24 protein-coding genes and 1 pseudogene are annotated in these 23,550 nt (G+C 36.1%); 8 read left to right on the forward strand and 17 right to left on the reverse strand.

All coding sequences use genetic code 11. From position 1 onward, the window contains the following. Nucleotides 1-224 precede the first annotated feature (224 nt). Nucleotides 225-1,790 carry a fibronectin type III domain-containing protein gene (locus F8153_RS07310; RefSeq protein ID WP_151865704.1) on the reverse strand — a complete coding sequence of 522 codons (1,566 nt, stop codon included), beginning with the start codon at nucleotides 1,788-1,790 and terminating at the stop codon, nucleotides 225-227. Between the two features lie 312 nt (nucleotides 1,791-2,102). Between F8153_RS07310 and F8153_RS07315 the strand changes: the two genes are divergently transcribed. Continuing rightward, on the forward strand, nucleotides 2,103-2,417 hold the full coding sequence (locus F8153_RS07315) for a hypothetical protein (protein ID WP_151865705.1): 315 nt from the start codon (nucleotides 2,103-2,105) through the stop codon (nucleotides 2,415-2,417). A 230-nt stretch (nucleotides 2,418-2,647) separates the two neighbouring features. On the opposite strand, the gene F8153_RS07320 is transcribed toward F8153_RS07315, so the two are convergent. Beyond that, a complete protein-coding gene (locus F8153_RS07320; RefSeq protein ID WP_151865706.1) occupies nucleotides 2,648-3,175 on the reverse strand; it encodes a TDE2712 family protein in 528 nt (175 codons plus the stop codon). Between the two features lie 224 nt (nucleotides 3,176-3,399). On the opposite strand from F8153_RS07320, the gene F8153_RS07325 reads away from it, so the two are divergent. Further along, nucleotides 3,400-3,867 carry a C-GCAxxG-C-C family (seleno)protein gene (locus F8153_RS07325; RefSeq protein ID WP_151865707.1) on the forward strand — a complete coding sequence of 156 codons (468 nt, stop codon included), beginning with the start codon at nucleotides 3,400-3,402 and terminating at the stop codon, nucleotides 3,865-3,867. Nucleotides 3,868-3,878: 11 nt separating this feature from the next. After that, on the forward strand, nucleotides 3,879-4,832 hold the full coding sequence (locus F8153_RS07330; protein WP_151865708.1) for a TDT family transporter: 954 nt from the start codon (nucleotides 3,879-3,881) through the stop codon (nucleotides 4,830-4,832). Between the two features lie 186 nt (nucleotides 4,833-5,018). Here F8153_RS07330 and F8153_RS07335 read toward each other — a convergent pair whose 3' ends face one another. Both F8153_RS07335 and F8153_RS07340 read right to left on the reverse strand, forming a co-directional pair. Next, nucleotides 5,019-5,375: a PilZ domain-containing protein gene (locus tag F8153_RS07335; RefSeq protein WP_151865709.1), complete on the reverse strand. Its 357-nt coding sequence runs from the start codon at nucleotides 5,373-5,375 to the stop codon at nucleotides 5,019-5,021. Nucleotides 5,376-5,499: 124 nt separating this feature from the next. After that, the gene (locus tag F8153_RS07340) at nucleotides 5,500-6,510 is read right to left on the reverse strand and encodes a nucleoid-associated protein (RefSeq protein ID WP_192929706.1); all 1,011 of its coding nucleotides are present in this window, start codon (nucleotides 6,508-6,510) and stop codon (nucleotides 5,500-5,502) included. Nucleotides 6,511-6,656: 146 nt separating this feature from the next. On the opposite strand from F8153_RS07340, the gene F8153_RS07345 reads away from it, so the two are divergent. After that, complete coding sequence (locus F8153_RS07345; RefSeq protein ID WP_192929707.1) at nucleotides 6,657-7,127, forward strand: GNAT family N-acetyltransferase; 471 nt, start codon at nucleotides 6,657-6,659, stop codon at nucleotides 7,125-7,127. A gap of 78 nt (nucleotides 7,128-7,205) precedes the next feature. On the opposite strand, the gene F8153_RS07350 is transcribed toward F8153_RS07345, so the two are convergent. Further along, complete coding sequence (locus tag F8153_RS07350; RefSeq protein WP_151865712.1) at nucleotides 7,206-9,116, reverse strand: stalk domain-containing protein; 1,911 nt, start codon at nucleotides 9,114-9,116, stop codon at nucleotides 7,206-7,208. Nucleotides 9,117-9,379: 263 nt separating this feature from the next. Between F8153_RS07350 and F8153_RS07355 the strand changes: the two genes are divergently transcribed. Continuing rightward, nucleotides 9,380-10,426, forward strand: a complete 1,047-nt coding sequence (locus tag F8153_RS07355) for an FAD:protein FMN transferase (protein ID WP_151865713.1) — start codon at nucleotides 9,380-9,382, stop codon at nucleotides 10,424-10,426. Between the two features lie 30 nt (nucleotides 10,427-10,456). Here the strand turns inward: F8153_RS07355 and F8153_RS07360 are convergent, their stop codons facing one another. The 4 genes from F8153_RS07360 to F8153_RS07375 all read right to left on the reverse strand — a co-directional run bounded on the left by F8153_RS07360 (nucleotide 10,457) and on the right by F8153_RS07375 (nucleotide 16,592). Beyond that, the gene (locus tag F8153_RS07360; RefSeq protein WP_151865714.1) at nucleotides 10,457-11,182 is read right to left on the reverse strand and encodes an HAD family hydrolase; all 726 of its coding nucleotides are present in this window, start codon (nucleotides 11,180-11,182) and stop codon (nucleotides 10,457-10,459) included. A gap of 162 nt (nucleotides 11,183-11,344) precedes the next feature. Continuing rightward, nucleotides 11,345-13,999 (reverse strand): cyanophycin synthetase, encoded by a 2,655-nt coding sequence (cphA, locus tag F8153_RS07365; protein WP_151865715.1) that lies wholly within the window; start codon nucleotides 13,997-13,999, stop codon nucleotides 11,345-11,347. After that, entirely contained in the window at nucleotides 13,996-14,847 is an 852-nt protein-coding gene (locus tag F8153_RS07370; protein ID WP_151865716.1) for a cyanophycinase, read from the reverse strand. The genes cphA and F8153_RS07370 overlap by 4 nt, the downstream gene beginning before the upstream one ends. 131 nt (nucleotides 14,848-14,978) lie before the next feature. Continuing rightward, complete coding sequence (locus F8153_RS07375) at nucleotides 14,979-16,592, reverse strand: Na/Pi cotransporter family protein (RefSeq protein WP_151865717.1); 1,614 nt, start codon at nucleotides 16,590-16,592, stop codon at nucleotides 14,979-14,981. A gap of 249 nt (nucleotides 16,593-16,841) precedes the next feature. Between F8153_RS07375 and acpP the strand changes: the two genes are divergently transcribed. After that, on the forward strand, nucleotides 16,842-17,069 hold the full coding sequence (gene acpP / locus F8153_RS07380; RefSeq protein WP_151865718.1) for an acyl carrier protein: 228 nt from the start codon (nucleotides 16,842-16,844) through the stop codon (nucleotides 17,067-17,069). A gap of 137 nt (nucleotides 17,070-17,206) precedes the next feature. Further along, entirely contained in the window at nucleotides 17,207-17,545 is a 339-nt protein-coding gene (locus tag F8153_RS07385; RefSeq protein WP_151865719.1) for a hypothetical protein, read from the forward strand. A 17-nt stretch (nucleotides 17,546-17,562) separates the two neighbouring features. Here the strand turns inward: F8153_RS07385 and F8153_RS07390 are convergent, their stop codons facing one another. The 7 genes and pseudogenes from F8153_RS07390 to F8153_RS16410 form a co-directional block, all read right to left on the reverse strand. Then, on the reverse strand, nucleotides 17,563-17,925 hold the full coding sequence (locus tag F8153_RS07390) for an Asp23/Gls24 family envelope stress response protein (protein ID WP_243136932.1): 363 nt from the start codon (nucleotides 17,923-17,925) through the stop codon (nucleotides 17,563-17,565). A 54-nt stretch (nucleotides 17,926-17,979) separates the two neighbouring features. Continuing rightward, nucleotides 17,980-19,326: an urease accessory protein UreH domain-containing protein gene (locus F8153_RS07395; protein ID WP_192929708.1), complete on the reverse strand. Its 1,347-nt coding sequence runs from the start codon at nucleotides 19,324-19,326 to the stop codon at nucleotides 17,980-17,982. An 18-nt stretch (nucleotides 19,327-19,344) separates the two neighbouring features. Continuing rightward, nucleotides 19,345-19,944 carry a molybdenum cofactor guanylyltransferase gene (gene mobA, locus F8153_RS07400; protein WP_151865721.1) on the reverse strand — a complete coding sequence of 200 codons (600 nt, stop codon included), beginning with the start codon at nucleotides 19,942-19,944 and terminating at the stop codon, nucleotides 19,345-19,347. 56 nt (nucleotides 19,945-20,000) lie between these two features. Further along, nucleotides 20,001-20,306, reverse strand: a complete 306-nt coding sequence (locus F8153_RS07405) for a hypothetical protein (RefSeq protein WP_151865722.1) — start codon at nucleotides 20,304-20,306, stop codon at nucleotides 20,001-20,003. Nucleotides 20,307-20,324: 18 nt separating this feature from the next. Then, nucleotides 20,325-20,750 (reverse strand): DUF1893 domain-containing protein, encoded by a 426-nt coding sequence (locus F8153_RS07410; RefSeq protein ID WP_192929709.1) that lies wholly within the window; start codon nucleotides 20,748-20,750, stop codon nucleotides 20,325-20,327. A gap of 347 nt (nucleotides 20,751-21,097) precedes the next feature. Further along, nucleotides 21,098-21,496: pseudogene (locus tag F8153_RS16405) on the reverse strand (C-GCAxxG-C-C family (seleno)protein); the annotation flags it as partial. Between the two features lie 24 nt (nucleotides 21,497-21,520). After that, the gene (locus F8153_RS16410; RefSeq protein ID WP_243136933.1) at nucleotides 21,521-21,769 is read right to left on the reverse strand and encodes a hypothetical protein; all 249 of its coding nucleotides are present in this window, start codon (nucleotides 21,767-21,769) and stop codon (nucleotides 21,521-21,523) included. A gap of 297 nt (nucleotides 21,770-22,066) precedes the next feature. Here F8153_RS16410 and F8153_RS07420 point away from each other — a divergent pair, with 297 nt between their 5' ends. Beyond that, nucleotides 22,067-22,957, forward strand: coding sequence for a LysR family transcriptional regulator (locus tag F8153_RS07420; protein ID WP_151865725.1), 891 nt, complete (start codon nucleotides 22,067-22,069; stop codon nucleotides 22,955-22,957). Nucleotides 22,958-23,021: 64 nt separating this feature from the next. On the opposite strand, the gene F8153_RS07425 is transcribed toward F8153_RS07420, so the two are convergent. Further along, nucleotides 23,022-23,540 (reverse strand): YeeE/YedE thiosulfate transporter family protein, encoded by a 519-nt coding sequence (locus F8153_RS07425; protein WP_151865726.1) that lies wholly within the window; start codon nucleotides 23,538-23,540, stop codon nucleotides 23,022-23,024. Nucleotides 23,541-23,550 lie beyond the last annotated feature (10 nt).

The raw sequence follows: 23,550 nt of genomic DNA on the forward strand, positions 1-23,550 counted from the left end.
CTGTTCCTATTGGTTCCCAAGCGATATTACTTAAATCAATGCTTCTCATTAATGCATAATGAGCCTCTAAGTTATTTGCCATTGCCTGTAGGTCTTCAATTGAATATATTAATAATGGATCATCAATTGTTCCAGTTCCATTTTCCATGATTAGTGAAACATTTATTAATTCACTCCATTCGCCAACTTCTGCTGCACTCTTAGCTCTAACACGATATACATAGTTAGCTCCAATCTCTACTCCAGTGTATAAATTCTGTTTGTGAAACACTCTCAATTGCGCTCTCATTTACCTCTATATCGTAACCTTCTGCACCTTCTACTACATCCCATGATATCCTTACACTGTTTTCTAATGTTTCTGTAATTATGTTTTGTGGTATTCCTATAACTATTTCTTCATTTATTACTTCTTCAACCTGAACGATTAGAGCTTCACTCCATTCACCGGTTACATTCTCATTCTTAGCCCTTATCCTAAGAGTATAGGCTATTCCTAGTTCTGGATTAGCTAAAATGTATTGTGCTTCATTTACGCTCTCAATGGTGGTTCCATCTATTTCAACTTCATATCCCACCACATCAACTACTACATCCCATGATATCACTACACTGTCTTCTAATTTTTCTGTAACTATGTTTTGTGGTATTCCTATAACTATTTCTTCAACCTCAACTACCAGAGCCTCACTCCAGTCACCGGTTACATTTTCATTCTTAGCCCTTATCCTAAGGGTATAGGCTACTCCTACTTCTGGATTAGATAATATGTATTCTGCTTCATTTATACTCTCAATGGTGGTTCCATCTATTTCAACTTCATATCCCACCGCATCAGCTACTACATCCCAAGATATCCTTACACTGTTTTCTAATGTTTCTGTCATTATGTTTTGTGGTATTCCTATAACTATTTCTTCAACCTCAACTACCAGAGCCTCACTCCAGTCACCGGTTACATTCTCATTCTTAGCCCTTATCCTAAGGGTATAGGCTATTCCTAGTTCTGGATTAGCTAAAATGTATTGTGCTTCATTTACGCTCTCAATGGTGGTTCCATCTATTTCAACTTCATATCCCACCGCATCAACTACTACATCCCATGATATCCTTACACTGTTTTCTAATGTTTCTGTAATTATGTTTTGTGGTATTCCTATAACTATCTCTTCATTTATTACTTCTTCAACCTCAACGATTAGAGCTTCACTCCACTCACCGGTTACATTCTCATTCTTAGCCCTTATCCTAAGGGTATAGGCTATTCCTAGTTCTGGATTAGCTAAAATGTATTGTGCTTCATTTACGCTCTCAATGGTGGTTCCATCTATTTCAACTTCATATCCCACCGCATCAGCTACTATATCCCATGATATCACTACACTGTCTTCTAATGTTTCTGTAACTATGTTTTGTGGTATTCCTATCATAATTTCTTCATTTATTACTTCTTCAACCTCAACTACCAGAGCCTCACTCCACTCACCAGTACCTTCATGGGTTTTAGCTCTGACTCTATATGTATAACTAGAGCCAATAATTACATCTTCGTGTATAAATTCAGTACTTAATCCATTTTCCATCATACTTCCATTAACTTCAACCTCATAATTGGTAGCATTACTTATCTCGTCCCATGTAACTGTAATTGTTGTTTCGGTTATGTTATAACTCAAGTTGGACGGTATATCTACAGAACTAGATGCTGAACTAGCCCTGATATTTACCATAGATAAAATAAGAATAGTGGACAGAAATAATGCTATTAACTTCTTTTGCTTTTTTAACATTCTTTAACCTCCTTATGTCATTATTTTTTAAAAATTTCTTTATATTGTAATTATTACTATATTTTATAACATGATAATATTGATATCTACAATATTCGTCCCTGAAATTTCGACAAATATTCTGAAACTTTTGTAAATCTCTTCACTTTCACAATCTAATGATTGATATATTTAGTACTCTAAGCCTATATAATGTATTATCTCAAAAACAAAAAGAAGCCAATTTCCTAGCTTCTTCATGTTTTCTTTAATTTCTAACTTGTAACAACCTCTCACCTTATGGAATAAGCTTTACTGAGGGGAGAGAGTTCTATGTCAATTAAGTCCTTTGTATCTAAGGTTTTTAAGAGGGATGATTCTCAAAAGGATTATGTTAAGGTTGAGCTTGAAGATCTTAAAATGGAAATGGTTAGAATTACCGATAAAGAAATTCCCCATGAGGTAACGGTGGTTATTCCTAGAGTAGAAATAAGGGAGAAGTATGATGGGGATGGTAATTTAACCGAAAGAGAGGTTATTCTCAACAGTATTACCATGGTTCATGCCCCCAGACATCCCCTTGCAGGCCCTCCTGCTCCACCTCCTGAAATACCCGAAAGAACAGACGTGAATTTTAGACGAAGATAAAATAATTGCTACCCTATAGTAGTGGGTAGCAATTATTTGTGTAGTCATATAATATGTTCTATTCTATTTCTCTAACATCAATGATAGCCCCTTGGTTAAAGTCTTTTTGAGATAGGAGCTTTAGAACTTTTTCAGCTACAAAGTCTGGTGATAATAGTCGACCTTCGTTTGTGCATCAACAAATCATATGATAGTTTTTCAACAGTCTGAAGCTGTATAACAAATACAGCTTAACTAATTAACTCCCTTAGTTTACCTTCAATATATTCAACCAGTGGTTGATCTCCAATAGTGATTTTGTTATTCTCATATAAATCTGCCTTCACTCTAAAGAAGTTGATGATTAACTTATAATCCTTAATTATGTACTCAGTACTGTGGGCTGGAACAAAAACCACTTCCAACTCTTCATATTTGCTATCTTGAAGCTTATCTATTAAGGAATCTAAATTTAGCACCTTCAGTGGAGCAATCATGAGATTGGTATAATCCAAATCCTCCAGCATCCACATATTGTTGTTCCAATAAACCCTTTCTTTTTTTATGTCACTATGAAATATTTCTCTATTGGATATGGCACTAAGAACCTTTCTAACAGATTCTTCATTGAATTCATTGTCATAGAAATACTTCATTTCAGGATTTGAAGCCATATTATTTAAATAAGCCTCCCCTACCTTCTCCTTATCCTTAGTTGCCTGCCAATAATATAACATGCCCTCAACAGCATCTAGCTTTATTTTAATCCTTTTTAGCATAAGTCTTTTCATCTCCTTTTGGTTGTTTATATGTTATTATCAACGATTTCCATTATTATATTACCACAATTGCTGGCATTAAGCCATGATGTTTATGCTCTTTTTCAAGGATGTATATAAAAACCTAATGGATAAACGGAGTATGATAGAGATATTCTATTGTTATTTTTCAAGCAATGATGATATTCTTTATTATAGTAAAGTTTAATAAAGGAGGACATAAAATGAAGACTGAAATAAACATTGAAAAAGTTAAGGCTGATGCCGAGGAACTCTTTAGAAAAGGGGATTTCTTCTGTTCAGAGGCCATTGTATCATCTATAAGAGACAATTTTGAAATTGATATGCCTGAAGAAATGATCGCTATGGCTTCTACCTTTCCTGTAGGGATTGGCCGTTCTAAATGTGTATGTGGAGCAGTTTCAGGCGCATTACTTGCCTTAGGCTATTTCTTCGGAAGAACCAAAGGGGGCGATCCAAAGGTACAAAAGACCTTAGAATTAGCCAATGAGCTTCAACAAAGCTTTAAAGATAATCACAAGGTATTATGCTGTAAGATTTTAACCCATGGTATGGATATGGCATCAGGTGAGCACAAAGCCCAATGTGTATCCTTTACAGGAGAGATGGCAAAAAAGGCAGCAGAAATCATTGTCCGAGAAAAAGGCCTGAAAACTGCTGATGGACTATAGGGGGAATTGTAATGGTTAAGCTTATTAAAAAGGTTCCCATACCAATGGCGGGCTTAATGCTTGCATTGGCGTCATTGGGAAATTTAGTGTTATCCTATGGTAGCGGTTATCGAAATGTTTTTGGTTTGTTATCAGCTATATTATTGATTTTGTTAGTGGGAAAGGTATTAATAGATGGTGGAGCAGTGGCTGAGGATATGAAAAACCCAGCAATAGCCAGTGTTGCCCCTACCTTCTCTATGGGTATTATGATTTTGTCAACTTATATTAAACCCTTTAACGCTACCTTAGCCTTTACAGCTTGGATGATTGGTTTAATCCTTCATGGTTTATTCATTATCTATTTTACAAAGGCCTTTCTACTAAGGTTTGAAATGAAGAAGGTTTTAACCAGCTACTTTGTTGTTTATGTTGGGATTGTCGTGGGAAGTGTTACAGCTCCTGCCTATAATATGCAAAACCTTGGACAGCTGATCTTTTGGTTTGGTTTTATATCTTATTTGATTTTACTACCAGTTGTGATTTATAGAGTTTTAATTATTAAAGGGATTCCAGAGCCCCTTTTACCTACTATAACGATATTTGCAGCTCCTGCCAGCCTTTGTCTTGCAGGTTATATCAGTACCTTTTCAGTAAAAAGCAATCTATTGATTACCTTTATGATGGTTTTAGCTATGGTTATGACCCTATCAGTATTACTATATTTACCTAGGCTATTAAAGCTGAAGTTTTACCCTAGTTATTCAGCCTTCACCTTCCCCTTAGTAATCAGTGGTATTGCAACAAAGCTAGCCAATGGATACTTGGTAAAGAGTGGCAACACTATTGATATGCTAAAATATATTGTAAGGTTTCAAGAGGCCTTATCCATTGCGATCGTCTTATATGTTTTAATCAGGTATATAATGTTTTTAACTTCAGACTTAAAGGCTACCAAAGCACCTGCAGCTCCAATAACTAAGTAATGGTCAATAAATCCAGACTGTCGAGGCGTAGTTTTTCAACAATATAAAGGTGGATTATTCATTGAATAACCCACCCTTTTTATATGCTTGTTTAAATTTGATCTTTATGAATATTGTACATGTTATAGTATTCAATTCTTAATTCTTAATTCTTAATCCTTAATTCTTAATCCTTAATCCTTAATTCTACATTGTTTCGGTTGTCGTTAACTCTTCGCCATACTCGTCTACCTCTTTACTTAAAATATCAGCCAATCCAACAAACTCACAGCCTACAAAAAATCCAATTTCCATCTCAATACATCTTACAATCTTTAGCACACTAAAGAAGTACTTGTCCTCTGAAAGCTGAATCTTTGCATCGAAATAGTAATCAAGGGGGAGCTGGTGCTTGCACTTAAATCCGATTCCTGCCTTGGAGATGTTTTCTACTTCTATACCCTCATTAATATTCTCCAAAGATTTATTATCCTGCTTAAATAAAGAAGTGATTTTTAGCTCAAGACTAAGGGGTAACCTCTTGCTTCTTCTTTTCTCACTCATACCTATTCAACCACCTTTGGTTTTATCCTATGTATTCTATATACCTAAATATGTCCATGTTAAACGGATGCTTCCCTCTCATTATAATATAATAGGGACTATTTTCAAAGTTGTATCTTTTTAACTACTTATAAGAAAGGGAGTTAATATTTTTAATTAATATGGATATGGTTCCATCATGATTATTTAAATATTCTATATTGTTGTCTTCATTATCTAAGGTAATATTTATTTCAATGCCATGATCGGTTTTAATTTTTCGTTTAGAAAATACCTTTTCTATAACCTCTTCCTTTATTTCAACCTCCTTAGCATCAAATCCATTATTCTCCAGATGGTTTAAATAAACCTCTTTAAGCTCATGATTATTAGGAAAAACCCGTTCTGAAATCTTCTCTATGTTTATAATACCCTCGTCTTCGATACTATTGATGATTGCTTTTCCAAATTCATCGGATATTTGCATATCTCGATTACAGAATTTTTTATTAAAGGCCTCTGTTTGCTTCTTCAGCTTTTTCGCCAGCTCCATATCTGAAATCCCTGTAGTGGATTGTAAAAAATCACTGGAAAAATAACTTCTTTTTTCACCGTCAATCTCATATTCCCTTTCAAAAAGGGTTATTTTATAATCATCCAATGAAATTATGGCCCACTCATCGGCCTTCTGTCCCATCCCCGGTAGGGTAGTTTTGTATTTAATAATGCTATTATGTGGTCCCTCCTCACCCTCATGAATATAGTGAGTAAAGGAAGGTCTATAGTTAAACTTTAATACTCCCAAAAATGTTTGGCCTTGATGTTGAAAAGTAGTTATAAGTAAGTCTGCAGAAGGAATTTCAGACTGTTGAAGGATAATTTCGTAAAGAATGGAAGCGATTCTTCCAGATTCCTTAACAAAGGTCCTCTGATCCTTGAATATTTCTTCAGCGATGGATTTAACCCTGCTATCCTCTAAAAAATCAGCAGCCTTTCCATTATGATCCTTCAGGATTTTTGCAAGATGAGCCTCCATAAACTCTTGAATATCATTATTTATGGGATGCTCCTTTGATGAAATAACCGGTGCCCCTATCGAGCTGTCTAAAATATGAAGGATTATTTGATTAATTGTTACATGAACTGCTTCAGTCAAAAAAAACACTCCCTAGAATTATTTTTAGTATATAAACCATTGTCCTTATAATATTATATATTAAAATTCCTTAGTTTGAATTTATTTTTTTATAATTGTATTATACAATGTGATAAATGATAATTTTAAGTTTAGGAGGAACTTTTATGCTTAAGGTAAGGATCGCCAATGATGGAGATAAAGAATATTTTATAAAAGATTATCTCGCAAGATATGGTAATGATACGGAGTTGGCAGAAAAGCATGCATTGGTTTGTATAAATGTACATAGAACAATTCTATTAGTTAATGATGAAGAAATAATCGGTAGTGTGACCTGGGCTATAAGAGAAGGGGTTAAGGCAGGTCTTGTAGTGATTTTTCAAATGTCCATTGCTAAGGAAGTGAATAGAGGCAAGGGCTATGGCAGTACACTGGTAAAGCATTGTATTAATGATATTGAAACCTTCTATGGCTTTAAGGGTCATGATTTAAGGAGGATATTCATCGTTATTCACGAAGAAAATCTTGCCGCCAGAAATATCTATAAAAATAACGGCTTTCGAGTTGTTTCAGAACTTAAGGATCACTTAGGTAAAGGAATGAAGGCCCTGGTTTATGCAAAGGATTACTTTTAAAGAATTTAAAGGCCTTTGTATATCTTTATAATATTTAAAATGCTCCCACTTGGTGGGAGCATTTCTATTTGATGATTCTTATTGATTTTCGATGATTTCAAATGCTCTAGGTACTAACTGAACATATCCTTTACCCCAGTTAGTAGCTCCAGTTACGGCATCTATTTCGTAAGTCTTGTTTTCCATAACATAGTTGGTCATTTCATCAAGAACTACTAATGGTAGTTTTCCAGCTAAAGAAGTATCTTTATAATTTGTATACCATCTTCCAGTTTCACCAACATAGCTTGGGTTGTGCTGCTTAGCCAATGGATTTCCTCTTTGGAACTCTACGTAATCAATAGCCTTTACTTCATTTCCTTCTGCAATTGCTAATAATTGAACATAATAGGCACTGAAGTAGGTGGCATCGCCTATAAATACATAGATGGTTTCTTCTTGAGCATCCACTAAAGCTTTAGCACCCAATTCTTGAATGCTATTTTTCCAGCCAGTTGCTCCAGTAATACTGTCTATAGAAGAAAGGTCTTGAGTTTCAACGATCTTAGCTTCCATAGCTTGAAGAATGGCAAGGGGATCAATACCATATTTTTCACCCCATCTACCAAGGTAATCTGGGTTAACTCTCTTGCTAAGCCCTTCAGCGTCATAGTCATTAAATTCAACTGTTGAAATTTGACCATTTGTAATAACAAGTTTAACTTCTGGAGTATAACCTCTTGCATCGGTTTCACCCTTAACTACATATTCACCATCTGCATAGGTAAAGTTTACATCTGCTCTTGCAGCGTGATATAATGCACCTGCAGTAAATCTCTTTAAGTCTTCTCCCCAGCCAGTTGCACCTGTAGCAACGTCCACTAGGTTAGGGTCTTGAGTATCGATTAACTGTTTTTCTCTTTCAGTAATGATTGCTACTGGATCTACTTCTATACCAGCATCCGCTTTCATCGTAATCCATCTAGTTAAATATCCATCGTCATTCTTTTTATTAGCACCTTCTGCATTATATGAATCATAGTTAACGGATACAATTTTGCCTCCTTCTATAACCATATCAACAATTGAAGTCCAGCCTCTTGAATCAGTTAAACCAACGATTCTATAATTACCATCCTTATATCCTTCTACAACTTCTCCACCAAGACCAGCTATTGTAGTCTCGATTGTAGCTTCATACATAGCCTTAGCCATTGCTTTTTTTGTTAATTCAACAAATTTATGGTGGCTTGAGGTTGCAGTAGTTACAACATCTACAAGGTCAGGATTTTGCTTAGCTAATAAATCTTCTTCGAAGGCAGGAATAGCTGTCAACATAATATCCCACTTGTATGCATATGCTGGGTCAGATTTACCTAAACCGCTCTCGATATCATATTCATCATACACAACTTCAGTTATTTTACCATCTTGAATTGTGATGTCTACCTTAGGAAGTCTATTTCTATTGGTGCTAGCAAGACCTGTTGCAGTGTAAACTCCATCCTTCATTTGAGCATCAGCTTCAAAATAGTAAACACTATTGGTTCTTACATCTTCATAGGAATATTTTCCTAGAGCTTCTGCCAATTCAGCAGCAGAAACATAAGATTTACTATCTTTAATTTCAAAGGTTACTTCCTTCATTACTCCATTTACGAATAGATTGAAGCTACCAGCAGCAGCCCTTTCAGCAGGTGCAGTAACTATAGCTGCTTCACTATCTACTACGAAAATACTTCTAGTTGCAGCATCGTATTTAATGAATAGGCCTAGCTTTTCTACAACCTCTCTTACTGGAAGGTAAGCCAATCCACCTTCCCATAAGCTTTCACTTAAGCTTTGGTTTTCTCCATTAATGAATAAAACAGTGAACTGGGGTGTTTCACGATAATTTGTTGCTGGATCAAGGTTAGGCACTGGCCTATTTGTTGGCAATTCATCCGCTGCAAAGGCTATCATTGGGATCGCCATAAGAATAACTAATAGTACCGCTAATAGTTTTTTCATGTTTTTCCTCCTTTTATTTATAAATCCTTCGAAGACATTGTTAAATATGTAACATTTTGAGGCATGTCTTCAAACGTACACAATTAATAAATATTCTACAAAAATGATATAATTCCTGCTAAATAATAGAATTTTATAATTAATAATTGTTTTAAACTGTTCATATTGTTAATAACCTTCCTATCCCTTGGTTGAGGAGAATCTTTACAATTTATATGCAAATTGATATAATTACTTAGTATAAAGAGGAGGGTGTCGTATTTATGTCAAAGTTTTCATATAGAGTATTACTTTTGGCTCTATTGGTGTTAATTACTTCCCTATTTTCCGCCTGCAGTACAGAACCCAAGGAGCCAGTTCAAGTAGAGGATGATCAATCAATTTTAGGAACCTTTGGTCAGATTCGAGTTTTTGCTGCCAGTGAAAAAAAGGGAATTAAAGCCATAGAGGCAGCCTTTAAGAGAATACAATATGTTGAGGATACCATGAGTACCTCTGTTAATGATAGTGATGTACATCAAATAAATCAGGCTGCAGGAGAAGCTTCAGTAAAGGTTGCCCCTGAAACCATAAAGGTAATCGAAGCAGGAATAAAGTATCACCAGATTACTGGTGGGAGGTTTAATATCCTACTAGGCTCCCTAATCGAGCTTTGGGGTATCGGTAAGCCTCATCAGAAGGTTCCCACCGATGTTGAAATTGATGAAGCAAGAAAGCATATTGATATTCAACAGATTGAAATAACCAATAACAAGGTTCATTTAAAGGATTCTGATATGCTTATGGACTTAGGGGGAATTGCAAAGGGCTATGCAGTGGATGAAGCCGTGAAGGTCTTAAAGGATCATGGAGTTAAAAGTGGCTTTGTAAATATGGGGGGAGATGTTTATGCCATTGGTTCAAAGCCTGATGGAAGCCCTTGGTATATCGGAGTTCAAAATCCTATTATCGGAGCTAATAACTCTATTATAAGAGTCCCCTTGGTGGATCGATCAATCGTAACCTCAGGAGATTATGAGCGATACTTCGTGGAGAATGGAGAGCGTTATCATCATATAATTGATCCAGCCACCGGAAAACCTTCTAGAAAACAATTGGTAAGTGTAACAATCCTTTCAGATAAAGGAATGGATGGAGATGCCCTTTCAACAGCAGTCTTTGTTATGGGCCTTGAGGAGGGTTTAGCCTTTATTGAAGCCCAAGAGGGAATTGATGCCATCCTCATAACCAAGGATAAGGAAGTATATGTAACCACTGGTATAAAAGATCAGATTGAAATTATTGATAATCAATTTAAAATAGCAAATTAAACGAGGGAGCCAAAGGCTCCCTTGTTTAATTTAGATAATATCCACTTCAGCACCGACTTTATATATGACATCTTTTCTTTCAATGATAATTAGAGTATTCTTTACCAACTGGGGGTCACTTTTAATATTAAGCAATAACTCCCTTGCTGGGTTTATAGCAACTGGATTACCCACCAGCTTCAGCATAGAAAAGTCACCGTTGGTATCACCATAGGCATAACTTCCTTCAAGATTTATGTTGTATTTCTCTACAAATTCCATTATAGCATCATGCTTATTATTAGAGTCCCACATTTGATCAATCTCTCCAGTAAAATAGTCATTTTCATCTACTTTATATTGAGTACCCTTAAAATCTGTTACTTTATACTTAATAGCCATTTTCTCTACCAGGTAATCAGGACTACCTGAAACAAAGAATATTTTATGACCTTGTTCTTTATGCCACAGAATCTGATCCCTTGTATATCTATAAACTCTATCCCCCTTCATATCAATGATTTGATTGGAAATAAAATTAATTTCACCTCGATTTAAGCCCTTCATGGATTGCAGGTATATTGCTGCCACCTCAAGAAGATAATCCTCATAATCACCTTGTCTTTTATCCCAACTATGAAAAAGCTTCTTTGCTGCACTGTGCCATATAGCTGGATCTATAATTTCATATTTCAATAGCTTTTGAAAATGCTCCAGCATCAAGGAATTTCTATATAAGGTTCCATCTATATCAATAAAAACACCAATACTACTCATACCATTCCCTCCCATCATTCATGTTTTTTTATTAATACTCTAAATTCAAACTTATAAACAATAATACCATACTTATAGATTAATTCTATCACATAATAGACAAGAATATAAAAAACAACTGATAAGCATTAGCCTATCAGTTGTCCTCTGATCATTTTTACATTAAGCCTTAATTGCCAGCTGTGGCTCAATTGTCACCTTTTCACCAGTATGATCTAATACAGCTTCATAGTGTTTAATTAAATCTAGTAGCGGTTTATATTCTTCGTAGAAAACAATAATGGTATCATTGGGTTGTGCTCCTTCGATTGCCCTCCTAAGGGCTTCAACCTCACAACACTCTATGAGGATTTTGTCCTCAGGAACTCCACCTAAACAGCAGCCTTTTTTTAGGATCTTAGCAACCTCTTCTTCTTTTCTTCCCCTTAAGTCCTTATCCTCTTTAATGTATATATAGTCAAAATATTTCCCACTTATTTCACCTACTTTTAAGATATTAATATCTGTTCTATCTCCAGGCACACCAATAACTCCTATTAACCGACCAGTTTTTATCTCCTTAAGACCCTCTAAAACCTTGGTATATCCATCAATATTGTGACCATAATCCACTATGACCTTAAAGTCTTTTAGTTGGAAAACATTAAATCTGCCAGGATTATCTACATCATTACTATAGAAGGCCTCCATAGCCTCTTTTATGACTTTTCTATCAATTCCATAGGAGTAAGCTGCAGCCATAGCGGCTAAACTGTTTTCAATGTTATATTTTAGTATGCCTCCATAGGTGGAGGGTATTTTATTAACTGGCATTACATAGTGACTTTTATTACCATCGTAGAAATATACTTTATTGTCTAGAAGATATACTGCTTTACCCCTATTCTCCATATGCTGCTTTAAGAGGGGATTATTAAGATTTTGACTAAAATAAATCACCTTACATCTTACTCCCTCCAATATAAGGGGAGTATATTCATCATCTGCATTTAATACCGCATAACCCTCATCCTTTATTGCTTCAACAACAAGGGCCTTTACCTTAGCCATCTCCTCAAGATTGTTGATACCATCTATCCCCAAATGATCATCACCAATATTAGTGATAATGCCAACATCTGCTAGATCATATCCTAAACCTCTATTGACAATTCCCCCTCTAGCAGTTTCTAATACCGCTGCCTCCACCCTCTTATCTAAAAGGACGGCCTTGGCGCTTTGAGGCCCTGTAGTGTCCCCCTTCATAACCTCTTCATCATTTATATATACTCCTCCAGTTGTGGTCATTCCAACTGTCACTCCAGTTTTTCGCAATATATTGGCCAGCATTCTGGTGGTGGTGGTTTTACCGTTGGTACCTGTAATTGAGAAAATCGGAATTGAAGTAGGGCAATTGGCTGGAAATAACATATCCAATATGGCTCCTGCAACGTTTCTATCCTTCCCTCGAGAAGGATAATGATGCATTCTTATTCCAGGACAGGCATTAAGCTCAATGATTCCCCCTCCTGTTTCCCTAATATTCATAGATATATCCTGGGCCACTACATCCACGCCAGCAATATCTAATCCAATAATCTCAACCGCCTTAGTAAATAACTTCACATTCTCTGGGTGAATTTCATCGGTTACATCAATTGCAATTCCTCCAGTGCTGAGGTTAGCCGTTTCCCTTAGATAAACCACCTCATTTTCTCTAGGAATAGAATGAAGATCTATTTGGTATTTCTCCAAAAATAGAGCCATAGCCTCATCCATCTTTATCTTTGTTAAGGGCTTTTCATGATCCTCTCCCCTTAAAGGATTCTGATTCTCTATATCTATCAGCTCTTTTATGGTATTTAATCCATTTCCTACTACATGAGCCACAATTCTTTCTGCCACCGCTACAAGCTTACCATCAACAACAATTCCACGGTAATGCTTACCTTTTATATAATCCTCCACCATAATTTGATCACCATAGAGGCTTGCTAAATGATAGGCCTTTTCAACCTCTTCAGAGGACTTCAAATTGGTTGAGACTCCCTTTCCTTGATTTCCGTTATTGGGTTTTACCACCACTGGATAGCTTAATTCCTCTGCCACTTTAATGGCATCCGTCAGAGTCGTTACTGCCCTTCCTCTAGGTACTGGAATATTAAATATCTCCAGCAAACCTTTTGTCAGCTCCTTATCACAGGCTGCATCTACCGATATGCAATTTGTTAAAGAAGAAATAGTAGCCTGAATTCTTCTGCTATATTTACCATAACCAAGATGAACTAGGCTATTGTCTGCCAATCTAATGGTTGGAATGCCCCTTTTGTTGGCCTCAGAAACAATGGCCATCGTGCTGGGCCCCAATTGTTTTTCCCTTATTTTCTTTTGAATTTCTTGTAGTCTTTCATCTACATTTATGGATTTACCTTCAAGGTAACCTTCTAGAATATCAAAGGCCAGTTTTCCTGCCTCGTAACCAGCAACCTCATCATAGTAAGTGAATACTATGGTATAGATTGTTTCCTTCTCTAGATATCTGGTTTTTCCGAAATGCACTTTAAAACCAAGGATGCTTTGAATTTCAATAGCAACATGTTCTAATATATGGGGGATATAGGTACCCCTCTTTAACCTCTCAACAAATCCACCTTTATATCCTCTACTGCATTTATGCTCCTTCAGTCCCGGAAATTGTCTTAATAAAGTTTCATTAAAGTTTCTTATATCACAGGAGGGTATATCTAAATACTTATCTACATCTACATCCATTCTAATAACTGGAGAATGGCTATAGATGTTTCTACCCTGATATACCCTAATGTTGATAAGCTTCATTTCTGCTCCTCCTTATCCTTTTCCTCATGTTGGAGAATAGCTTTTCTAGTAACTAAATTAAAGCCATATCCTGTAGGTAATATGTGTATCTTTATATTGGTAATGACCAAAGGCTCATTTGGAAATTGTTCTGATATATTGGTGTATTCTATATCCATACCATCAACGATGGTAACAACCCCAGACCCAATAACCTCCAATTCAGTCTTTTTGTTAACAACAATGGCTGTATCTTCATCGATTCCAATCCCAAGGGTTGATGGATTTTGAGCAACAGCACCTAATAGTCTTCCAATTCTTCCCCTTTGATTAAAATGTTGATCTACTATGGCTCCATTTAAAAATCCCATACCCGGGGCCATCTTTATGGTACACTTTCGAGGGGCATCTTCGTCATCACCCTCAACCACCATTATCTGACTCATCATGGAAGCTCCAGCACTGGTTCCAGCCACCACTAAGCCCTCCTTCATCAGCTCCATGATTCTTTTATGAAAGGAAGTTCCTCCTAGTATACTGGAAATTCTCAACTGGTCTCCACCTACAAAAAAAAGACAAGATACATCTGATAAGGTATCATAAAATTGCTTTCGATTGGCCTCTATTCGATCCCTTATATTAATCGCTTCAACCCTTTCTGCTCCAATATCATAAAAAATCCTTTTATATTCCTCCCCCACCTCCAGGGGATAATTGGTGGCGGTGGTAATAATGGCTACCCTAGAATCTTTTCCTCCTGATACCTCTATTACCTTTTTTAAAATTTCTTTATCAGCCTTTTTATCCTCTCCACCACCAATGATAATCAATTTTGTATAATCATCTCTATCGATTTCTGTCTTCTTCATACTTTACTCCTTCCCAACAAACTACCTATATTTTTTCCTTTCATAAGCTAAATATTCAGTGGTTATACTAAGGAAGTGGTCATAAATAAAAAAAATCGTGTTTCCACGATTTTTTCATTATCCATTATTAACTATTTTTTTTCTTTTAATTCATCTAAAACTGACATTGCTATATTAGAGGAGTGGTCGCTAATTCTTTCTAGATTACTAATAATATCTAAAAAAATCACACCAGAGCTCGGAACACATTGTTGATTATTTAATCTACCGATATGATTTGCCCTTAGGGATTTTTCCATAGTATCTACCTTGCCCTCAATTTCTATTACCTTCATGGCTAAGCTTCCGTCTAGAGTCTTCATAGCCGTTAAAGAATCCTTAAAGGCCCTTATTACCAAATCTGACATTTCTTTAAGCTCCCCTATGGCTACCTCTGAGAAATTTAATTGATTATCTAACTTGTATTGGGCAAGCTCAGCTATATTTTCTGCATGATCCCCAACTCGTTCAATATCGTTAATGGTATTAAATAAGCCATCCACTGTTTCTCTGTTTTTATTGGAAATATTTGTATTGGAAAGCTTTACTAAGTACTGAGCCAGCTCCCTTTCCAATTCATTTACAATTTTCTCCTTTTTAAAGGTTTCATCAATTTTCTTTTGGCTACCCTCCATAAAGGACGCTATAGAGTGCTCTAGAGAATCTCTTGCAACATTACCCATATGCAGGGTTTCTTTAATTGCACTTCCCAAGGCAATTGAAGGGGTTTCTAGAATACGATAATCTATATACTTAACACCCACAACTGCATCCTCTTCACCAGGTATGATTTTTTTAGATAGATAAACCAGTAACTTAGCAAAGGGTAGCATAATTAGAGTGTTGGTTATATTAAAGATTGTATGGGCGTTGGCTATTTGTCTTGGTATATCTGTTGGATCAATTCTGGTAATTATCTCGAATAGAGGCCTTTGTAGGAATATAATAAAGACTAAAGTACCCACAACATTGAACATAAAATGTACGGCAGCGGCCCTTTTGGCAGTACGATTAGCCCCGATACTAGAAATTATTGCAGTAGTGGTAGTACCAATATTAATACCAAATAAAATAGGCAGGCCTGCAGTTATAGGGATTAGTCCCTGGGTAGCTAGTGCCAGAAGAATACCCGTTGAAGCCGAGCTACTTTGAACAGCAACAGTAATTAAGAATCCTGCTAAAATTCCATAGAATTGGTTTTCACCAAAGGATATAAACATATCTTTAAAGAAGGCTGATTCCCTTAAGGGCCTTAAAGCATCTCCCATGTATTTCATACCGATAAATAGGATTCCGAAGCCAATTAAGGCCTCAGCCAGCTGCTTGATTCGTCTATTCTCGGTGAATAGCCAAACTCCTACGGCAATACCAACAATAATGGGGGCATATTTATCAATTTTAATGGTAATTAATTGAGCTGTAATGGTTGTACCAATATTGGCTCCCATAATTACTCCAACTGCTTGAGTTAGCTTCATCATTCCCGCATTTACAAAACCAACCACCATTACTGTGGTTGCACTACTGCTTTGAACTATAGCTGTTACTATGGCCCCAACTATCACTCCAATAAATCGATTGTTGGTTAACATACCTATAATTGCTTTTAGCTTATCTCCGGCTGCCTTCTGCAAACCAGAGCTCATTACATTCATCCCATAAAGGAATAAACCTAAGCCTCCTATAAGACCAAATGCTATTTCCATTTTAAACCTCCTCATTTGTTTTAGCTGCAACCCTACTCCACAAAACACACCATCTAATACTAATCCTTTTCAAGGGTGGTTGCGTTAATTATTTGTTAGGTAAATGTTAATTTTGTGTTAATTTTTTTATGATTTCAATTAAGTTTTTTATCTCAATTTAGGGATATACATTTAAAGAAATTTATGGTATTCTAAATATGAATTTTTTTGCTTATAATTATACAAAGTATAAGAAGGAGGAATACATAAATGTTTGAACAAATTCGTACTATCATTGCTGAGCAATTGGGGATTACAGATGTTGAGTCTATTAAAAGATCAACCTCATTAATCAATGATCTTGATGCTGATTCTTTAGATGCCGTTGAAATCATCATGGCCATCGAAGATGAGTTTGGAGTTGAAATTCCCGATGAAGAAGCAGAAGGCTTCAAGAATATCGGCGATATCGTTAGTTATGTAGAGAACCACAGATAATTCATTGATATCTATTAAGATTTTTTACTAAAGTGCTGAGATCCTCAGCACTTTAGTTTTTTCTATAAGACAAGTTTCCATTTTTTCCATAAAACATAGCCTATAATGAGATACATTTTATATAAGGAGGTTTTCTTGTGGAAGCTAGAAAAAATAATGGAAACGATATGACTCATCCAATGCCGGATGGCTGTATGCCCCCATATGGAATGATGCCTGGTATGATGCCTGGTATGATGCCTGACATGGGAATGATGCCCGGTATGCCCCCTAATATGACGCCCGGTATGATGCCTGGTATGATGCCCAGTATGGGAGCTATGCCCTATTGTCCTCCAATGTATGGGGACCATCACCACATGGAGGAGCAGATGGAACAAATGTATTATATGCACATGTACTTAGCCGCAATGAATAAAGCAGAGGCCTATAGATACAAGATGATGCATCATGACCATCATGAATGTCACTGTTAACAGGTAATAAGCCTGTATTATGAGATTTTTATATCTTGAACGTATACATTAACCTTTTCCACAGTAATTTCTGTCATTGTTTCAATGGCAGATTTTACTTTTTGTTGAACCTCCTTAATTACATCTGGAATCACCACACCATATTCAATGGCTACAGATAGGTTAATCACCACCTGTTTTTCTTCATTTTCTACGTTTACGCCCTTACGGGGATTGTTTTTTCTGTTGGTGGTATCCACTACACCTTTAGAAATTCCACCACTGAAGGAAATGATCCCCTTCACCTCTTCAACAGCCTTCTTTGTTATGACCATAATTACATCACTTGCTATCTTAATCTTCCCCTGTTGCCCTTGTACCTCCATAGAGTTTTTTGACATATTAAAGCCTCCTTCAATTAAAATATTCTATCTATTATTCTAATCAACATGTTTTTATCTTTCGCCATCACAGCATGGAGTAGTTGGAGCAGGTGTCCAATCCATATCCTGTGGTAAATTATTCAAATCCTCCACAACCAAGAAACTTCCATCTAGCATACCCATCCAGCAGCTAAATCCCAATTGCCCCTCTTCTTCTGGGGTAAACTCTATAACGTTATAGCCAGGTTCCACCTTCATATTGATACCTAAACTAGGAATTGCTACTTCATTATTACAAGCGTTTACCTCTTCTCCACGAATTACCCATTTAACTGCTCTTCCTTTTTCTAAAACGAAGTAATTGGGCTCATAGCCATTGTTATTGGCATAGGTGGTAATTACTTGATACTCATTTATGATTTCTGGAAGCATAGCAGAAGTAATTTCTTGTTTAGCAGCGCTGGCAAATGTGGTTTTTCCCTGAAGGGCAAGTCCCCTATTGATAATTATTACCCCCAACACCATTACTAATACTGCTGATAATTTCAGAAGCTTTTTATTTAAACCAGAGCTAATATAACCACTTATAGTACCAAATCCCATCATTAGAGGTACAGTTCCTATACTAAAGAAAAACATTGCAATAGCACCCTTAAGGGGACTTCCAGTTCCTAAAGCGTAAAGCTGCATAGTTTGTAAGGGGCCGCAGGGCATAAAGCCTGTAGCTAAACCAATATAAAAGGGAGCTTTACTATTGCCCATAAAGCTTGGAGCTTTAAAAAACTTAGGGATCTTGATGTAGCTTCTTAAAAACTTAAAGGGTTCCAACATACTTAAACCCAACAGAATCATAAATACTCCGGCAAAAATCGTGATATAACCCTTCATTAAAGGCGAAAAACTAATAACCGATCCAATTCCTCCAACAATTCCGCCTACGATTGTATAGGCTATTACTCTCCCAGCGTTGTAGAGAAGTGAAGATTTTACAGGGTTTTTAAAGGCTAAGCTTTGAGAAATTACAATACCACCGCACATGGTTAAACAATGCAGGGAAGTTATTGCTCCTAATATCAACAATATTGGATAGCTAGCATTCTCATCAAGCTGAGGCATATAGTTAAAGCCAATGGTGCTTTTTATAATTAAATAGAGACCTAATAAAACAGTGATACCCACAAATATGCCAGTATAAGATGATTTTTTTATTTCTTTAGATTCTATTTGACTGCCTTCATAGCCTAAGACTTTAATAGAAGATAGAATTTTATCTATATTCGATGAGTCACAGGTTAATAACCCCTTTTCATAGGAAACCTCCACATTAATAGCCCCCAGCTTTTCTACAGCTTTTTTAATCCGATCACTACAATTATTACAATGCATACCAGTTATTTTTAAAGTGATAGCCTTTTTCATGATCATCTTCTCCTAATATTAGAATTGGTTTAAGTATTTATGAAAATCTTCTATTGTATTAATATTAATAAAGGACTTTAGTTTTGGGTCCAATCGTCTGACTACTTCCTCCGAAAGTTTTTTTACCTTAACGTCATTAAAGAAATCAGCAATTTTATAGTTTTGATTTCTTAATTGGCTTTCTATAGCGGAAATGCAATTTTTCCCATATATACTGTGGAGGGGTTCATAAAATCCACCTATAAAGGGAATTAATATATCCTCTTTACCTAAGAACTCAACCATGTATTTTAGCAATTGCACATTTAGAAAGGGCATGTCACAGGCTGTTACAAAAACATATGGAGATGTAGATTGATATAGCCCGGTAAGAATCCCTACCAAAGAATTTTTAGAAATTGTTCTAATACAATCATCTACAAATCTTACATCCTCAAGAAAACTGTACTCTTCTGGATTATTTGTAATAATGATGATTTCGTTAAAAACATCCCTTAAGGGATCAATAACCCATTCAATCATGGTTTTAACTCCAAGCTTCATAAGAGCCTTATTATGACCCATTCTGCTGCTGGCACCTCCAGCAAGAATTACGGCTGAAACCTTATTTTGTTGCATCAGTTAACCTCCGAAGATTAATTACTTGCTGTCTCATTACTAATTACTCATTATATCTATTTACCTTTCCCGCATCCTCCACAACCGCCACTACAGCCATCATGAGTCTTAATAACCTTATTAAAATCGGCGGAAAAATCTATGTCTTGAGTTAAAAACATTTGCTGGTGATCTTCTGAAAAAAACACCATATCACAGTCCTCATTTGAACAGGTATAATAGCTATCAGGTATTACTTGATTCTTTATTTTTTTCTTTAAGACCGTCTCTACTACAATATAATGCACTGCCTCTGATGAAGCCTTGCATAGGGGACACTCCATTGTCTTTTTTAACCCATAGTTGTTATTGCAACAGCCCATTGGAAAACTCCCTTCAGGTTATTTAGCATGATTTCTAATAAACTCAATTATTGTAGTATAGGCAGTTTTAGGATCACAAATATCTAATACCATTTTCTCCATTGGACACATATCTGTAGCCAACCTATTTTTAATATATTCTACCTCCTGATGGAACTGAAGGGGTATTTCTGCCTCCTGTAGCAGCTCCTTAGCACTACTACTTATAACTTCAGCATATACTTCTTTTATGCCTCCATATATGGCTAAAAGGGCTGCAGCTTTACCAATACATCTATCTGCCAGCACCATACCCCTTATGGAATCTTCATCTTGGTTCAGGGGTAGAAGCAAAGGCCTTAGCCCTTTTTCTAGGGAGGTATAGCAAACCTTACCATTTAAAACCATTACACAGGTTAAATCTTCTTCCTTTAAAGTTTTCTTCGCCAATTCAATATCTAGCATTTCATATACCTCCTTTATAATCATTTCAGCAAGTACACTATTCTACTAAATATTATAACAAATAATTGTTGTGGTTGCTATTATTCCCTTTTATATCTTATCCACATTGATTATATTTAAAATATTTTACACAAAAGAGGGTGCGTTGGAGAACACACCCTCTTTTATTGATGAAATTACAGACTGATCAAAAGCCCTTAGATTCGAGGCGCAATCAAAAGTAGCGATTGCAACGTATACAGAAATACGTAAGGGTGCTGGTTTTGTGAAGCAACAAAGAATATGAGGGTTTTTCATCAGACTGAGAGGGTGTGTTGGAAAACACACCCTCTTTCATCATGAAAAAACTATAGCTTGCTGTTGAGTATTTCAACCATTTTTACAACTGTATCAGCTGTAACACCTGCACAACGCTCTTTTCTTTCAGGATCGCCATAAGCACATCCCTGAACCTCCATGAACTTACCAACTGAATCAACGCATAATACTGATTCTGCAACGGTTGTTGGAAGGTTTAAGCCTGCTGGCTGGAAGATTGGGAAAGACTCTACTTTATACCAATCCCATAATTCTTTAACGATTTCCTTTTGCTGATCCTTCTCACAAACTGTACCAACACATGCTGCGGCAACCCCTAAACATCCACATAGTGTGGCTTGACCGGCATAACCTCCAGCAGCATTAATAAATGCTTCTGTTGGGATTTGATTGAATGGATATCCTACTTGTTCTGCTAATGATCCGAAGAACCCTTCGGCTACTCCAAAGCCTCAGCCAGCGCCTGTCTTATAGGCGTCATATGCCTTTTGGCCGGCTTTTTCAGCATCTAGCTTAGCATAGGTAAAGGGCCATTGTGGTTTTTCTGCTGTTGCAGAAGTAGAAGGAGCTGCTGCTTTATCAGTACATGCAGTTAATAAGCTACCTACTCCACCCATAAGAGTAACTCCCGCTATGGAAGTTCCAACTCCCTTTAAGAAATCTTTTCTTGATATTTGCTTGTCTTTCTTTTCAGTTGTCATTAAGTAAACCCCCTTTATTAATAATAAAATAACAAACCATGTTTTTTTTCAAAACACATGGATTTATCAAGTTCCAATACATTCATTATAATACATAAATATAAGTTTCTATAATAAGACTTGTTTATAATGTATAATGATGATTTATAATTGTCTATAAATTAACAATTTTTTCAGTGTTAAAAATCAATGATATCCTAATAATTTTCATGTTATAATATACTTGTACCATAAAAAATTATTATATCTACCTACTTATCTATTGAATATATCTATGAATAAAGGGAGTGATTCCTCATGAACCTTCAATATTTAAAAGCCTTTTATGTAACTGTAAAGCTGAATAGCATTTCAAAAGCCGCCAAGGAGCTACATTTAACTCAGCCGGGCTTAAGTATGCAAATCCAATCTCTAGAAAAAGAATTGGCAGTTACCCTTCTTACTAGAAGTAATAAGGGGGTTGAACTAACCGAAGCCGGCACTGTGGTTTTTGATTATGCCAATACGATCCTTTCTATGCAGGATAACATCGAGAGGGATTTACAAAGCTTAAAGACCAATAAAAAGGATCTACTAATTGGTTCATGTAAGGCAGTCGGTGAATATGCTCTTCCCTGTAGCATATATATCTATAAGCAGGATCATCAGGATGTAGATATTCATTATAACATTGTCAACTCTGAGGAGGTCCTCAATAGTTTATCCGACAGAACCATTAACATCGGAATTCTAAATGGCTATTTGCAAAAGGATCATATTAAGCTTGAAAAAATAACCTCTAATCGACTTCTATTGGTTACTTCCTTACCTCTAGTAAAGGATAAAATCACCTTAGAGGAATTAGTGAAGCTTCCCTTAATTTTCAGGGAAGAGGGCTCAGGAACCAGAGCTACCATACTGGAAAGTCTAAAAGCTTATAATATAAAATTGAAGGATATGAATATTATCTATGAACTAAATTCTATGGAGGCAATTAAAACCTCAGTAATTGCAGGTAAGGGTATCTCCTTTATACCAGAGCTAAGCATTAAAAGGGAGCTGAGGGATGGCGTTTTAAGAGAAATACAAATTGAAGGCTTAAATATTCAAAGTAACTTTTATATAGCCTATAGAGAGGATCATCAATTTACCAGCTTCGAAGGGGAGTTTGTAAGTTTCATTAAATCCTCTAAGAGGGGTTTTTGCTAATGAAGAAGCTTTGCCATGTAATAAGAAAACAACCTTAGCTATCGAAAAAGCTAAGGTTGTTTTCTTATAGTAGATACTTGTATAGTATTTTGCAGCCGATGGCAGCCCCTACAAACATAAAAATTCCAAATACCCAACCATGGAGGGAAAAAGAGGGTATAGCGCTAAAATATGCCCCTATATTACAGCCAAAGCTCAGTCTGGTCCCATAACCCATTAGAATTCCTCCTAATAGAGCAAATCCCAGTTGCCTAAAGCTTTTGATCTTCTTCCACTTAAATTCAGAAGCCCATAGCACAGCTAAAAGAGCTCCAATAATTACGGCAAAATTGATAACTGTATAGGTGTTCATAAAGAAGCTTTGTCCATCCTTAAGGCCATTGTTGTATGCAGCAAAATAGTACCATTTATTAGGAGCAAATCCAACTTTCTCTAGAATCCCTGCTCCCCAAAATAAAAATCCTGTAGTTACCTTCCATGCTGAACCAGTTATGGAAAGCATCAAAATATTTAATAATGCAAGGATTATTCCACCAACCCAGTAGGGCCAAGGCTTTTTAAATATTTTATGATATATTTTCAAATCCTTCCCT

Source organism: Alkaliphilus serpentinus (assembly GCF_009017255.1).
GTDB lineage: Bacteria > Bacillota > Clostridia > Peptostreptococcales > Natronincolaceae > Alkaliphilus_D > Alkaliphilus_D serpentinus.

Coding starts and splice junctions, on each gene's coding strand:
- F8153_RS07410 (WP_192929709.1), bottom strand. CDS start 20,750: ATGCTAGATATTGAATTGGCGAAGAAAACTTTAAAGGAAGAAGATTTA.
- F8153_RS07310 (WP_151865704.1), bottom strand. CDS start 1,790: ATGTTAAAAAAGCAAAAGAAGTTAATAGCATTATTTCTGTCCACTATT.
- mobA (WP_151865721.1), bottom strand. CDS start 19,944: ATGCAACAAAATAAGGTTTCAGCCGTAATTCTTGCTGGAGGTGCCAGC.
- F8153_RS07355 (WP_151865713.1), top strand. CDS start 9,380: ATGTCAAAGTTTTCATATAGAGTATTACTTTTGGCTCTATTGGTGTTA.
- F8153_RS16410 (WP_243136933.1), bottom strand. CDS start 21,769: ATGACAACTGAAAAGAAAGACAAGCAAATATCAAGAAAAGATTTCTTA.
- F8153_RS07335 (WP_151865709.1), bottom strand. CDS start 5,375: ATGAGTGAGAAAAGAAGAAGCAAGAGGTTACCCCTTAGTCTTGAGCTA.
- F8153_RS07390 (WP_243136932.1), bottom strand. CDS start 17,925: ATGTCAAAAAACTCTATGGAGGTACAAGGGCAACAGGGGAAGATTAAG.
- F8153_RS07405 (WP_151865722.1), bottom strand. CDS start 20,306: ATGGGCTGTTGCAATAACAACTATGGGTTAAAAAAGACAATGGAGTGT.
- F8153_RS07420 (WP_151865725.1), top strand. CDS start 22,067: ATGAACCTTCAATATTTAAAAGCCTTTTATGTAACTGTAAAGCTGAAT.
- F8153_RS07315 (WP_151865705.1), top strand. CDS start 2,103: ATGTCAATTAAGTCCTTTGTATCTAAGGTTTTTAAGAGGGATGATTCT.
- F8153_RS07360 (WP_151865714.1), bottom strand. CDS start 11,182: ATGAGTAGTATTGGTGTTTTTATTGATATAGATGGAACCTTATATAGA.
- F8153_RS07320 (WP_151865706.1), bottom strand. CDS start 3,175: ATGCTAAAAAGGATTAAAATAAAGCTAGATGCTGTTGAGGGCATGTTA.
- F8153_RS07330 (WP_151865708.1), top strand. CDS start 3,879: ATGGTTAAGCTTATTAAAAAGGTTCCCATACCAATGGCGGGCTTAATG.
- F8153_RS07345 (WP_192929707.1), top strand. CDS start 6,657: ATGCTTAAGGTAAGGATCGCCAATGATGGAGATAAAGAATATTTTATA.
- F8153_RS07325 (WP_151865707.1), top strand. CDS start 3,400: ATGAAGACTGAAATAAACATTGAAAAAGTTAAGGCTGATGCCGAGGAA.
- F8153_RS07375 (WP_151865717.1), bottom strand. CDS start 16,592: ATGGAAATAGCATTTGGTCTTATAGGAGGCTTAGGTTTATTCCTTTAT.
- F8153_RS07395 (WP_192929708.1), bottom strand. CDS start 19,326: ATGAAAAAGGCTATCACTTTAAAAATAACTGGTATGCATTGTAATAAT.
- cphA (WP_151865715.1), bottom strand. CDS start 13,999: ATGAAGCTTATCAACATTAGGGTATATCAGGGTAGAAACATCTATAGC.
- acpP (WP_151865718.1), top strand. CDS start 16,842: ATGTTTGAACAAATTCGTACTATCATTGCTGAGCAATTGGGGATTACA.
- F8153_RS07350 (WP_151865712.1), bottom strand. CDS start 9,116: ATGAAAAAACTATTAGCGGTACTATTAGTTATTCTTATGGCGATCCCA.
- F8153_RS07370 (WP_151865716.1), bottom strand. CDS start 14,847: ATGAAGAAGACAGAAATCGATAGAGATGATTATACAAAATTGATTATC.